General features: G+C 72.8%; 8 protein-coding genes. 4 read left to right on the forward strand and 4 right to left on the reverse strand.

Going from position 1 to position 13,767, the window contains the following annotated elements; genetic code table 11:
- Positions 1–29: 29 nt before the first annotated feature.
- On the forward strand, positions 30–1,082 hold the full coding sequence (locus tag A4R25_RS02370) for an ABC transporter ATP-binding protein (protein WP_043322803.1): 1,053 nt from the start codon (positions 30–32) through the stop codon (positions 1,080–1,082).
- Positions 1,079–1,918 carry an ABC transporter permease gene (locus tag A4R25_RS02375; RefSeq protein ID WP_043322806.1) on the forward strand — a complete coding sequence of 280 codons (840 nt, stop codon included), beginning with the start codon at positions 1,079–1,081 and terminating at the stop codon, positions 1,916–1,918. Before A4R25_RS02370 ends, A4R25_RS02375 begins: the two co-directional genes overlap by 4 nt.
- Positions 1,919–2,027: 109 nt before the next feature.
- Here A4R25_RS02375 and A4R25_RS32085 read toward each other — a convergent pair whose 3' ends face one another.
- Positions 2,028–4,850 carry a LuxR family transcriptional regulator gene (locus A4R25_RS32085; RefSeq protein WP_043322809.1) on the reverse strand — a complete coding sequence of 941 codons (2,823 nt, stop codon included), beginning with the start codon at positions 4,848–4,850 and terminating at the stop codon, positions 2,028–2,030.
- Positions 4,851–5,363: 513 nt separating this feature from the next.
- Positions 5,364–8,219: an AAA family ATPase gene (locus tag A4R25_RS02385; protein WP_043322811.1), complete on the reverse strand. Its 2,856-nt coding sequence runs from the start codon at positions 8,217–8,219 to the stop codon at positions 5,364–5,366.
- A 1,272-nt stretch (positions 8,220–9,491) separates the two neighbouring features.
- Here A4R25_RS02385 and A4R25_RS02390 point away from each other — a divergent pair.
- Entirely contained in the window at positions 9,492–10,865 is a 1,374-nt protein-coding gene (locus A4R25_RS02390; protein WP_064445433.1) for an AMP-binding protein, read from the forward strand.
- A 42-nt stretch (positions 10,866–10,907) separates the two neighbouring features.
- On the opposite strand, the gene A4R25_RS02395 is transcribed toward A4R25_RS02390, so the two are convergent.
- Positions 10,908–11,345 carry a cold-shock protein gene (locus A4R25_RS02395; RefSeq protein ID WP_064445434.1) on the reverse strand — a complete coding sequence of 146 codons (438 nt, stop codon included), beginning with the start codon at positions 11,343–11,345 and terminating at the stop codon, positions 10,908–10,910.
- Positions 11,346–11,501: 156 nt separating this feature from the next.
- On the opposite strand from A4R25_RS02395, the gene A4R25_RS02400 reads away from it, so the two are divergent.
- Positions 11,502–12,164: a 4'-phosphopantetheinyl transferase gene (locus A4R25_RS02400; protein WP_064445435.1), complete on the forward strand. Its 663-nt coding sequence runs from the start codon at positions 11,502–11,504 to the stop codon at positions 12,162–12,164.
- Here the strand turns inward: A4R25_RS02400 and A4R25_RS02405 are convergent.
- On the reverse strand, positions 12,161–13,573 hold the full coding sequence (locus A4R25_RS02405) for an acyl-CoA synthetase (protein ID WP_064445436.1): 1,413 nt from the start codon (positions 13,571–13,573) through the stop codon (positions 12,161–12,163). The genes A4R25_RS02400 and A4R25_RS02405 overlap by 4 nt on opposite strands.
- Positions 13,574–13,767: the final 194 nt, after the last annotated feature.

Genomic DNA, 13,767 nt, shown 5'->3' on the forward strand with positions numbered 1-13,767 from the left:
ACCGACGTTCCAGGACGGAGCATGACGACGTGGACGAGGCAGTGGTGGTCACGGAGCTGGTCAAGCGGTACCAGCCCAACATGCCACCGGCGGTGGACGGGCTGAGTTTCTCCGTCGCCGCCGGTGAGGTCTTCGGCCTGCTCGGGCCGAACGGTGCGGGCAAGACGACGACGATCGGGGTGCTGACCACACGGGTGCGGGCCACCTCGGGCCGGGCCCGGGTGTGCGGCGCGGACGTGATCGGCTCGCCCGCCGCCGCCCGGCAGTTGCTGGCGGTCGTACCGCAGCGGGTGAACCTGGACCGGGCGCTGACCGTCCGGCAGAACCTGCTGTTCCACGCGGCCTACCACCGGGTGCCCCGGGCGCAGCGCATCCGGCGGGCGGACGAGCTGCTGGACCAGATGGGGCTCAAGGACTTCGCGAACCACCGCACCGACTTCCTGTCGGGCGGCCTCGCCCAGCGGACGATGATCGCCCGCGCGCTGATGCACTCGCCCCGGGTGCTCTTCCTCGACGAGCCGTCGGCGGGCCTCGACCCGCAGTCCCGGCTCTTCGTGCACGACCGGATCGCCGAGCTGAAACGGGACGGCGTGACAGTGGTGGTCACCACGCACGACATGGACGAGGCGGAGAAGCTCTGCGACCGGGTCGGCATCGTCGACCACGGCAAGCTGCTCACCATGGACACGCCGTCCGCGCTGACCCGTACGCTGCCGGGCAGCAGCACCCTGACCCTCGTGGTGACCCCCGGCGCCTCCGCCGAGGAGGTGCGGGCCGCGCTCGATGCGATCCCCGACGTGGAGCAGGTGGAACACTTCAAGATGACCGCCAAGGTGCCCGTCGCCGCGCCGGCGTTTCCCGGCATGCCGGCGATGCCGGTGCCCGCCCCGGTCCCGGACGCGCCCGCCGACTCGGACGCCCCCCTGTCCTTCCGGGTCTACACCAGCGGTCAGCCGGCCAACGCCATCCCGATGGCGATGAAGATCCTCGCCGACCTGGGTTGCGAGGTTCGTGACCTCAACATCGGCCAGCCCAGTCTGGAAGATGTCTTCATCCACCTGACCGGAAGGGAACTTCGGTGAGCGTCACCGCCCCCGCCCCCCCGTCCGCGCCGTCACCGCCCGCGGCGCCGCCGCCGGTGCGCGCGCTGGACCAGCTCGCCACCTTCCGCGCGGTGCTCTCGCGGGACCTGTTCGTCACCGGCCGGGAGCTGATCGGCTTCCTGCTCCAGGTCTTCATCCAGCCGCTGTTCATGCTGCTGATCTTCGGCAAGGTGCTCAGCGACCTGGGCTACGCCAGCGACGACTTCTCCAACGTGCTGCTGCCCGGCGTCATCGCGCTGAACGCCTTCCTGATCGGCCTGGAGAACACCGCGCTGCCGATGATGATGGACTTCTCCTTCACCCGGGAGATCGAGGACCGCCTCCTGGCGCCCATGGCGACCCCGCTGGTGGCGCTGGAGAAGATCGTTTTCGGGGGCATCCGTGGCCTGATCGCCGGTGTGGTGCTGATCCCGGTCGGCATGCTCATGCTCGGCGTCACCTGGCCCTGGGCGGTGGTGCTCAAGGTGGTCGGGGTGTTGGCGATCGGCGCGCTGGTCGGCGCGGCGGTCGGTCTCGCCTTCGGCACCCTGGTGCCCACGCAGCACATCCAGATCATGTTCACCGTGGTGATGACCCCGATCATGTTCACCGGCGCCACCCAGTTCCCGCTGCTCGGCCTGGACTCGCTGCGCTGGTATCAGGTGATCTGTTCGCTGAACCCGCTGACCTACATCAGCGAGGCGACCCGGTCGCTCGTCGGCCCGCCGGGGGTCGAGTCGCTGCCGCTCTGGCTGTGCATGTGTGTCCTCACCGGGGTCTTCGTGGTGTTCTCGGCGATCGGCATGCGTGGCTTCATGCGCCGCGCCATGGACTGACCGCCCGGACGCGATCCGCCGAGGGCCCGAACCGCAGATGCGGTTCGGGCCCTCGCTTTCGCCCCGTGTCGCAGGGGGGCCGGTGGTCACCGCGCCCCTGCGACAGCCGTCAGGACGTGGCGCTCTGTGCCTCGTCGGCCAGCGTCTCGGCATACACGACGAGCCGGGACGGCAGGTCGGTCCGGCGCTTCACGTCGAGCTTGCGGTAGACCCGGGTCAGGTGCTGCTCGACAGTGCTCACCGTGATGAAGAGCTTGCTGGAGATCTGGCGGTTGGTGTGGCCGTGTGCGGCCAGCGCGGCAACGCGCCGCTCGGCGTCGCTCAGCCCGTCGTCCGGTTCCTGGAGTTCGGCGGCGGCCGGGTACGCCGGCAGTCCACTGCCCGGCTCCCGGCGGATCAGCCGCTGAGCCAGCACCGACGCCCCGCAGTCCTGCGCGAGCTGGTAGGCGCGGCGGACGAGCAGCCGGGCGCGGGCGGAGTCTCCGGCGCGCTGCAGCGTCTGACCGGTGTCGCCGAGGGCGCGGACGAGCTCCAACCGGTCGCCGCTGGACTGGAGCAGGTTGACCGCTTCGGAGAGCAGCTTGCGCCGGTGGTCCTGGGCGGCGGTGGTGGCGAGCAGGCGCAGCGTACGGCCCCGGGTCCGGTCGTCGACCCCGTGCGGCACCCGCAGTTGCTCCTGCAGGAGCTGCATGGCCTGCGTCTTGTTGCCGACGCTGAGCTGCACCCGGGCCAGCTCCAGCCGCCACGGCACCAGTCCGGCCGCGTCGATCCCCCACGTGCGCATCAGCTCGCCGCAGCGCCGCAGGTCGGTGGTGGCGGCGTGCGGCCGGCGTACGGCCAGGTGGTGCCGGCCGCGTGCGGCCAGGTAGTGCAGGCCCAATGGGGTGCGGAAGATGCCGGGCGGGGTCGGGTGGGCCAGCCACCGGTCGGCCTCGGCGAACCGGCCCGACTCCGTCGCGGACGCGATCAGGGTGGACAGCGGTCCGGCGATCGCCACTCCCCAGGCGGGGGCTGGCATGTCCTCCAGGGCCGCGCGGGCGTGGTGCTCGGCACCGGGCAGATCGCCGACGCGCAGGGCCGCCTCCGCCCGGATCGCCCGGATCACCGCCCGCCAGCCCGGCGCGTGCTGAACCACCGGCCGGTCGAGCAGCACGTCGCCCCAGACCACGGCCCGGTCCGACCGGCCGGCCCAGAGCAGCGCCAGCAGGGGCGCGGTCAGCAGGCCGAGGGCGCCGTCGTCCGTGTGGTGGCGCTGCAGGATCTGCTCGGCGGTCGGCGCCGTGTCGTTGTCGGCGGTCGGCGTCAGCGCGGTGCCGAGCACCGTGACCGCCTGCAGGAGCGGGCTGACGGTGGTCGGGGCGCCGGCCGCGCGGCTCCAGGTGGCCGGCGTCTGCCGTACGCTCGCCAGGTGGTCCGGGTGGGAGAGGGAGACCAGAAGCTGCATGATCCGCAGGCGGCCGGGCGGGGTGGCCGGAGCCTGCTCCTCGTCCGCCGAGAAGCCGCTGACGGCCTCGGCAGCCTCGTCGACGCGGCCCTGCCAGAGCAGGTACGGCACCGCGGAGAGGCTCGCATCGGTGGACCAGCCGGCGGCGCGCGCCGTCTGCACCAGCTCCGTCAGCTGCCCGTTCACCGTCAACGGGTTTAGCTGCCAGCGGGCATTCACCAGCATCTCGGTGGTGGCGGTGCGTTGCCGCTCGTCCACCGGCGCGCTGGCGAGCAGCCGCAGGCAGGCCGCCGCGACGTCGGGCCGGCCGGACGAGAGCGCGTGACCGGCGGCGTCCTGGAGCACCGGCACCCGCCAGCCGGCCACCGTCGCACCGGCGGCCACGAGGTGCTCGGCTACCACGCTCGCCTCGGCGCCGCGGTCGTGCAGCACCTCGGCGGCCCGCTGGTGCAGGGCGCGCCGCTCGTCGGCCGACATGTCAGCGAGGATCGAGTGCAGGATACGCGAGTGGCGTAGCTGGTCGGACTCCATCAGACCCGAGGTACGCAACACCCGCACCGCCGGGACCGTGGTCGCGGGCATCACGTCGAGGAGGTGGCCGAGCAGTTCGGCCGACGCGGGCCGGTCGAGCACGGCGAGCGCCTGGGCCACCCGGCGTACCCCGGGCTCGTGGCGGTAGAGACACCCGAGGACGGCCTGGTCGAACGCGTCACCGACGGACGGAAGGTCGTGGTCGCTGCCCCCGCCACCGGCCCGTTCGTCGAGCAGCGCCCGGGTGAGCAGTGGATTGCCTCCGGTCATCCGTACGTAGTGTTCCGCGGTCCTGCGGGTGTCGGCGTCGTCGACGGCGCCCTCGACCAGCCGGGCGACGGCGTCGACGGTCAGTGGTGGCAGGCCGATCCGGGAGAAGTGCGGCTGGCTGAGCAGCTCGGCGCGGAACAGCTGGTGCGGCGGGCGCAGCGTCGACGCCTCCGCGAACACGACCATGATCCGGGCGTGGCGCAGCCGCCGGGTCACGTAGAGCAGGCAGTGCAGCGAGGCCGGGTCCGCGTGGTGCACGTCGTCGACGAGGAGGACCAGGGGCCCGTTGGCCGTCAGGTCGATCAGGGTGGTGAAGAGGCCGTGCAGCAGGGGTGCCCAGGCCCGGTCTACGTCGGACGCCTCGCCGCCGACTTCGGGCAACGGCACCGCGGAGGTGGCGTCGCGCAGCAGCTTCCCGACGTGGGCGGCGGCCTCCGGGGCGAGTCGTGCACTGTGGAACAGCTGCCCGACGACTCCCAGGTGGAGACCGCGCTCCGCCCGCGAGCCGGTCGCGCTCATCACCTGCCCGCGGGAGCCGGCCGTCCACTCGCCGAACGACTCCAGCAGGCTGGTCTTGCCGCTGCCCACGGCACCGGTGACCAGCGCGACGTGTCCGCGCTGCTGCTCTTCGCACGCGTGGAACACGCGCCGCAGACGGGTGATCTGTTCCTCTTGCTGAACCAACACCTGCGCGTAAGCCCTCCTTGTACGCGGCGCGGGCCTGGAAACGCCGGTGCGGCCCGACACCGCCACCCCTGCCGGAGACAGCCGCCCCTCCGCCCGCGTCTCGACGGGTAGGGGTGGAGCGCGCCGGGCGGCCACGCCGGGTGGACCTGAAATCCTTCGTCGGACCGGTCTTCTCGCCGTACGGTCCGCGTGTCGAGGCGAGTCTGGCACCGGCATGATGGTGCGACAACGGGCGTGAGACCCCATCGTTTCGCATCCAAACCTGCGGGCCCCGGAAGGCATTTAGGGGTTGCGCGGTTCGGGGTGATGGGTGTTGGAGCCGATCGGCCCGGGGGAGGCGACACGCCGGTGAGCGGCTGGTGTCGGGGCGTACGGCTCGATGGTGCCACACCGCGACTCCCGGCGCACGCCGATGGTACCCACAGTGGTGGTGAGCGAACTCTTCGCGACGGTCGGCGAGGGTGACGGTCGCGTGACGCCCGTCGGCTGTTCCGTGCGGAAGCCCGACCGGGATCAGCGCGGCCGAGGGCCGGACGGACGGCCGCCCGGGGGGTCCGTGCCCCGCGTCAGCGGATCCAGCACCGTCGTGCCGGAGCGGTCGAACCGCAGCCGTCCGGCGAGTTCGCCGCGCGAGTTGACGTCCAGCTTCCGGTAGATGCGCGTCATCCGCTGTTCGATCGCGCTGACCGTCAGGAAGAGCTTCTCGGCGATCTCACGATTGGTGTGACCCTGGGCGGCCAGGGTGGCCATCCTGGATTCGGTGTCCGTCAGGCCCTGGACCAAGACCGCCGCATCCGCCCGGCTGCCGGTGGCGCCGTCCCTGGTGGACAGGGCGCTGGGCCACAACGTCGGGATGCCGCACTCCTCGGCGAGAGCCCGGGCCGACCGGGTCGCGGCGCGGGCCTGCCGCCGGTCGCCGGCCTGCTCGTAGGCGTGACCGAGGTCGGCAAGGTTGTGCGCCAGTTCCATCCGGTCGCCGCACTGCCGCAGCAGCCGTACGGCGCTGCGCAGGTGCGGGATCCGTTCCTGTCCCTCCTCGGTCGCGGCCAGAACCCGCAGGGCCGCGGCCCGGTACCGGACATGGACGGGCCGCAGCCGGGCCAACTCGTCGCGCACCAGCTTGCGCGCCTGCAGACGGCGGCCCATCCGGAGCAGTGCCCGAGCCGACTCGGTGCGCCACGGCACCAGGCCCGAGAAGTCCAGCTGCCACCGCTGCATCAGCTGCCCGCAGAGCTGGAAGTCGGCCAGCGCGGCCTCGGGGCTTCCCGCGGCGAGGGCGTGCGTCCCGCGGGCGTGCAGGTAGTGCAGCCCGAGCGGGGTCTCGAAGATCGCCGGCGGCACCGGCACCTGAAGGCAGGCGGCCGCCGTGTCGAGCTGGTCCATATAGGTCAGGGCCCGTATCCGGACGGCGAGAGGTATCCCGATCACCACCCCCCAGCCTTTCGGCGAGAGCTGCCCCAGTGCCTCGTCGGCCAGCTTGCCGGCGCGGGGGAGGTCGCCGAGCCGGCCGGCGACGGCGGCCCGCAGGGCGGTGAGCGTGGCCGAGGGGGTGGGGTGGTGCGGGGTGGCGAGGTGGCGGTCCAGCCGGTCGCACCAGTCGTCGGCCAGGTCGAGCTGGTCGGCGTAGATCATGGCGATGAGGGCGCAGATGACCCTCCACATGTGCGGTTCGTCGTCCGGCCCGGTGGTCGACAGTGTCCGCTCGGCCTGCTCGACCACGCCCGCGTCACCCCGGGCCAGCACGCCGGACAGCAGGATGACTCCGCTGAGCCCGTGCTTGACCCGGGCCAGCGTGAGCGGATCCCGCGCGGCCACGGCGGGCGCGGGCCGGTCGACCATGACCCCGGGATAGAGCGTCGAGATCCAGCCGGTGATGATGAGCAGCTCGGCCACGGACTGCGGATCTGCGGGATCCGACCGCTCGCTGAGGTGCCTGACCAGGTCGACGGCCTTGTCGATCTCACCGTGCCAGAGGAGGTACTGGATGGGACCGGCGGCCTGTTGGCTGCCGAGGTGCCCGGCCCGGATGGCGGTGGCGACGCTGACCAGGTGGGGGATCGTGGCCTGCGGGTCGAGTCGCCACTCGGCGCGCGCCAGCGCGGAGCGGATCCGCGCCCGCAGACACTCGCCGACGCCACTGCGGTGCGCCCGGCGCAGGTACCGCAGGGCGGTCTCCACCTCGCCGTCGAGCAGCGCCTGCTCGCCGGCGTCCAGCAGGGTCTGCGCCATCCAGGGTTCGGCCAGCTCGCCGATGTCCACCAGGTGCGGCGCGATGCGGGCCGGGGGCGCGCCGTCGTCGTGCAGCAGGCGGGCTGCTCCCAGATGCAGCCGTACGCGTTCCTCGGCGGTCATCCCGTCGATCACGGCCTGGGTCACCGCCGGATGGCGCAACCCCTGTTCGTCGATCAGCCCCGCGCTGGTCGACTTGTCGACAGCGCCCAGCGCGGGGTGCAACCGGGCGTCGACGAGATGCGGCAGCAGGCTGCCGTGCAGCGGCTCGCCGGTCACGGCGAGCACCCGGGCGGCGTTGAGCACCAGGCGGTCGCAGCGGTACAGGCAGCTCAGCACGGCCTCCCGGAACGACTCGCCGACCGCCGGGGCGCCGGCGGACCGTGGCGCGGCTGCCTGGTCATCGGCGAGCGCGTGCACCAGGAGCGGATTCCCGCCGCTGATCCGGTGGCTCTCCTCGGCGATGCTGCGGGCGAGCGGGATGTCGAGCCGCTGGGCGAGCAGATGGAACGTCCCCTCGGCGGTGAGCAGCGGCAGGCGGATGCGGTGCAGCTTCGCCGGTTGCAGCATCTCGGCGTGCACGTCCGCCTGCCACGGCCGGGTGCGTGGCGCCTCCGTCAGGACCATCAGCACGGATAGGCCGGAGAGCCGCCGGGCCACGTAATCGAGACAGCGCAGCGACGGCACGTCCGCGTGGTGGATGTCGTCCACCACGATGACCAGCGGCCCCCGCGAGGTCAGTTCGAGCAGGGCGCGCCCGATGGCGGCGGTGAGCCGGGCGTTCTCCGCGTCCGCCGGATCGGCGTCGCTCCATGCGAGGGCGCCCGCGTCCAGCAGCCGGGCGAGGCGGGCCCGGATGTCGGGGGCGTCCGCGGCGCACGACGGCACCGCGCGGACGAGCTGCCGGACGACCTCCAGCGGTACGCTGCGCTCCGCGCGGGAGGCGCTCGCGCCGATGACCCGTGCTCCGGCGTCGCAGGCGCGCCGGGCGAAGGCCTGTGAGAGCGCGGTCTTGCCGGAGCCGACCGGGCCGGTCAGCACGGTCACCGGCCGGTCGGTCGGCGAGGTGCCGCCGCGGAGCAGGTCTGCGAGTCGGCGCTCCAGCAGGCCGAGCTGGCTCGAACGCTCGGTCAGCTCCATCACCGCCCCCTCCGGGGGAGGGCCGGGTGCCCGGTGCGGCCCGACAGCTCGACCAAATTGGAGACCGGCAATTCTTGACCCATTCCATTATCGGCAAGGATCGACTGGTGTCGAGCTTTGCCGGTGCGCCATCGACCGACTTGACCGGTTGGCTGCTGCGAGCCGTGTTCCCGTGTGCGTCGGCGATAATTCCCCAGCTCTCTCGGGGTCGACACTTCCTATCGACCTGCTTGATGGTGGGAGTATGGCAGTTGGGCAATTGGGCGGCAAGCCGAGTTGTGTAAAGGATGGGCAAACATGGGTTACTTGTCTCGGGTGACCCGACCGGGGGTGGCGACGGAAAGTCGCCGGCTGGTCCCGTACCGTGACAGAGCGCTCTCCTGAGCCGATGGTTCCGCTTATTCGGCCCGCCTGCTGATTGGCGAATGGGCTCTTCCGTGCTAATCCGACGTCCGGGCGTTACCGGTCGCTCTCGCCGCAAGGTTCGAAGCTGCCGCGGTCGCGGCGTGCGGAGGCGTCGAGCTGGGCGTCATCGTCGTTGAACTCGGCGTTCGTGACCCCGCCCGTGCCGATCCCGGCGCGGGCGGGCGTGGTGCCGGAAGCTGCTGTGGAGGTGTCGTCCGTCCCCGGGGCGGGGCCGTGGGGTCCGGTCGGGGCTCCGGCAATTGCCGGAGGCGCTCGATTGTTGCGATGTAAGGCATTGATGCCGGAACTGCGATCGATGCCTGTCCGGCCCTGCCGGCGGTCGAGGCTTGGTGTGCGTCGGCGGGCCACGATTCGGACGTTTGGGAGATTCTGCGATTATGTATGAAAAAGAATTATGAATCCGAGTGTCCCGTTGGTTGCGGAGGCCTGCGGTCCCATCCGGCCCGAAGGCTGGTCTCATGCGGCACACGTCAATGCGATAAAGCCGTGACGGCTAGCTGCCGGGCATCGAGGAGGACGTTTTACGGTCGATTTTCGCTCGCTGAGGACAAATGCGGCCTCTGCATTGTTCGCCGAGCCGGAGTGAGCGCTCGTGTCGGCCGTTGTGTCAGGACGGCCGGGATTCGGTCCTAGCTGGCCAGTAGGCCCGGACAGGGGGATTCGGACTCGGCGGCTAGGGGTTGTGCCCGACGATAGCCCGGCCCTAATTTCGGGGCACCCGGTCTCCACCGTCTGGATAGCCGGACATGGGGCCGTGCAGGCCCGAGACCTGAAGGGTTCTGTGGCCGTCGTGATGTCCCAGCTGCCGCCGCGACTCGTTGCGGCCCCGCGCAGGGGATAGCGGAGATGACACTGCTGCCGGTGCTGCGTGGATTCGGTGCGGATCGGGCCGACGCGGTCACGGTGGCCGGAGAAGCCCTCTCCAGCGAGGCCCTGCTGGGCTGCGTCACCGCCGTCGCTGATCGGATCAGGGGCGCGACCGCGGTCGCGGTCGAGGGCACACCGACGCTGGAAGCGGTGGTCGGAATGCTCGGCGCCCTCCTCGCCGGGGCACCGCTCGTACCGCTGCCTCCCGGCGCCGACGAACGCGAACGCCGCCGTATCCTGCGGCAGTCCGGAGCGACGGTGATCCTCGGCCGTGCCCCGTCCGGGGCCGACGGCCTGTCCACGATCCCGGTCGACCTGCGAGAACACGCCTCGACGCGGCATCCCGAGCCCGCCCCGGGCAGCGACGCCGTCATCCTCTACACAGGTGGCGCATCAGGGCCGCCACGAGGGGTGCGCATCTCGCGCCGCGCCATCGCCGCCGACCTCGACCTTCTGGCCCGTGCGTGGCACTGGAGCGAGGAGGACGTGGTCGTCCAGGGCACCCCGCTGTTCCGGGCGTACGGTCTGGTCGTCGGCCTGCTCGGCGCGCTGCGGGCCGGCAGCCGTTTCGTCCACCTCGACCACGCCGGCACCGGGCCGGTCGGCTCCGTGCACCTGGCGTCGCCCGACCAGTGGGCGAAGATAGCGCTGGACGGCCACCGGGCCCGGCCGCTGTCCGCGGCGCGGATCCTCGTTTCCGCGGACGGCCCGCTGGCCCGCGCCGTGGCCGAACGGCTCCGACTGCTCACCTCGCACCGGCCGGTGCAGGCCTACGGCACCACCGAGACGCTCGTCGCGCTGACCGGGCGCCCCGGCGACCGTACGGTGCCAGGCGCTGTCGGCACCCCCCTGCCCGGCGTCGAGACGCGCGTGCTGGACCGCGAGGACCGGCCGGTGCCGGCCGACGGCCAGTCGGCGGGCGAGCTGAGCGTCTGCGGGCCGATGCTGTTCAGCGGGTACGTCGGCGGGCGGAGCCTCGCCGCCGGTCGCTGGCACGCCACCGGCGACCTGGCCAGCGTGGCCCCCGACGGCACGTACCGGATCATCGGGCGACGCGGGCTCGACGTGGTGCACAGCCGGGGCCGGCGGATGCCCGCCGGGCAGATCGAGGAGGCGTTGCTGAGCCACCCCGGCGTGCGCGACGCCGCCGTCGTCGGCACGCCGCACCACGCGCTCGGCGAGCAGGTCACCGCCTACGTCGTCGCCGAGGGGGTGACCGCGCAGGTGCTCATCGACCACGTCGGCCGGTACCTCTCGGCGGGCCAGCGCCCCCGGCGGGTGCACTTCGTCGACGAGTTGCCGCGCAGCGCCTTCGGGCGGATCAGGAAGTCCCTGCTGATCGCCGGCGGCTGAGCCGGCCGGACAGGGGGCAGCGGTGACCCGCCCCCGCCACGGTCAGCCCTCCACCCAGCCGTGCCGCCGGGCCAGCTCCAGCATCCTCGCACGTACCGCCACGATCTGCGCTCCGGTCAGGTCCGACACGGAGGTCACCAGCGCCTCGGTGGTCTCCGCGGAGAAGGCCCGCTCGGAGAGGACGTCGCACAGGCCCTCGTCGTCCTCCGCGCCGCCCGTGGCCTGTCCGCTGTCCCTGCTGCGCCCGCCGCCGACCGCGACGCCGGACACCCGCACCAGCACGGCCTTGGGCCCGCGCTCGGTCTCCACCGCGTCGTACTCGACCGGGACGCCGGGCGTCAGTGCCCACTTGTCGCCGTCGAGCATGTTCGCGTGCACGAACACGTCGTCGCTGCCGTCGTCCGGGGCGATGAACCCGTAGCCCCGCACCTCGTCGAACCGCACCACTTTGCCAGTGAGCATCGCCATTCCCGCGTCCATCCGCCCCAAATCCAGGTGCCCCGCCCGCAGGACCGGGACGGCGCTCAGAGTGGCACCTGTCCCGTGCAGGCCGGCACCCGTACCCGACCCCTATGGTGCACCTATCGCCGAGGCCCGCCGCGGCGAGGGGTGCCGCAGCGCCTACCATCGGCCAACGTGATCGAGCAGATCCTGCCCTCCACCGTGGCGGTGTCCGAGTCCTTCACCGATCCCGCCGGCGTGACCCTGTTCCCCGAGGAGGAGGCGCTGGTGGCACGGTCGGTGGAGAAACGACGCCGGGAGTTCACCACCGTGCGGCACTGCGCCCGGCTGGCCCTCGGCGAGCTGGGCCTCGCCCCGGCGCCGATCGTCTCCGGCGCACGCGGTGCCCCGCTCTGGCCCGACGGCGTGGTCGGCAGTATGACGCACTGCGATGGCTACCGGGCGGCGGTCGTCGGCCGTACGGCGGCGTTCGCCAGCCTCGGGGTGGACGCCGAGCCGCACGCCCCGCTGCCCGACGGGGTGCTCGGAGCGATCGCCCTGCCGGCCGAACGGTCGCGCACCGTCACGCTGGCCGCGGTCCGCCCCGCCGTCTGCTGGGACCGCCTGTTGTTCAGCGCCAAGGAGGCGGTGTACAAGGCGTGGTTCCCGCTCACCGGCCAGTGGCTGGACTTCTCCGAGGCGGACATCGTGTTCGACCCGGCCGGCACGTTTGAGGCCCGGCTGCTGGTGCCCGGTCCGGTGCTCGGCGGGGCCGAGGTGCGGGCGTTCGCGGGCAGGTTCCTGGTCGAGCGGGGACTGGTGGTCACCGCGATCAGCATCCCGGCGGTCGCGTCCTAACCGTCGGCGCTGAGCCGCGTCTTCTGCACCTTGCCCAGGGCGTTGCGGGGCAGGGCGTCGACCAGGCGCACCTCGCGTGGTCGCTTGTGCGCCGAAAGGTGCCGGGCCACGAAGTCGATCAGCTCGGCCTCGCCCACCCCGTCGCCCACCACGTACGCGGTGACCTGCTGACCGAGGTCGGGGTGCGGTGTGCCCACCACGGCTGCCTCACGGACCCCCGGGTGCGTCAGCAGGGCGTCCTCCACCTCCCCCGCGCCGATCCGGTAGCCACCGCTCTTGATCAGGTCGGTCGACGCCCGGCCGACGATCCGGTGCCAGCCGTCCGGGTCGACGGTGGCGACGTCCCCGGTGCGGAACCAACCGTCCGGGGTACGGCTCGCCGCGTCGGCGTCCGGACGGTTGAGGTAGCCGTCGAACAGCGTGGGGCCGGTGACCTGAAGCTCGCCCATCGTCGCCCCGTCGGCCGGGAGCGGGGTGCCGTCGTCGCCGACCAGCCGCGTACGGACCCCGGGCAGCGCCAGCCCGACGGTGCCGGGCCGGCGTGGGCCGTCCGTCCGGGCGCTCACAGTGATCAGGGTCTCGGTCATCCCGTACCGCTCGACGACCCGGTGACCGGTGAGGGTGGCGAGGTCGGCGAAGACCGCCGCCGGCAGCGCCGCGCTGCCCGAGACCAGCAGCCGCGCCGGACGCAGCGCCCGGGCCGCGTCCGGGTCGGCGGCGATTCGGGACCACATCGTCGGCACCCCGAAGTACATCGTGCCGTTGGCGGCGGCGTACCGGTCGGGGCTGGGGCGGCCCACGTGGTGCAGCCGGCCGCCCAGCCGCAGTGGTCCGAGCACGCCGAGCACCAGCCCGTGCACGTGGAACAGCGGCAGGCCGTGCACCAGCAGGTCGTCCGGCGTCCATGCCCAGGCGTCGGCCAGCCCGTCGAGGCAGGCGGCGATCGCGCGGCGGGAGATCACGGCGCCCTTCGGGGCGCCGGTGGTGCCGCTGGTGTAGAGGATCACCGCGGTGCGGGCCGGATCCGGCTCGGGGTGGACGGTGTCCGACCGGCGGGTCAGGTCGACGGGTACGACGGGCCGGCCGGCGTCACCGACGGTGCGTTCCGCGCCGGCCGGGGCCAGCAGCGCCGTCGCGTCCGAGTCGCGCAGGATGTGATCGCGCTCCATCGGCCCGGCGTCCGGCGGGATCGGCACGACCGCAACCCCGGCCGTCAGCGCGCCCACCACGCCGACCACGGTCTCCAGGGTGGCGGTGGCCTCGATCGCCACCCGGTCGACGCCGCGCAGCTCGTCGGCCACCGCCGTGGCAAGGCGGCGAAGCTCCACCCAGGACGCCGCCCGGCCGCCGACCCGGATCGCGTCCGGGTGCTCGTCGGTTGTCTTCGTCAGCCAGCCCAGCAGCGGCATGGTGCGATCCTCTCAGCGGCCCGGTCCGAGCCCTGCCGGGGGCCGCGACGCCGGTAGGGTCGTGGGGTACCGCCGGATCCGGGCGGGCGAGTGCGCCGCCGGTGGGCCGGGAGAACGGTCCTGACCGTAGTCGGGGGTCTCCGCGGCCTGCCACCCCTACCGGCCGTGGCGGTCGTGCGGGCGGGGAGGTGACA

It is taken from the genome of Micromonospora sp. NBRC 110037 (genome assembly GCF_001652995.1).
GTDB lineage: Bacteria > Actinomycetota > Actinomycetes > Mycobacteriales > Micromonosporaceae > Micromonospora > Micromonospora chalcea.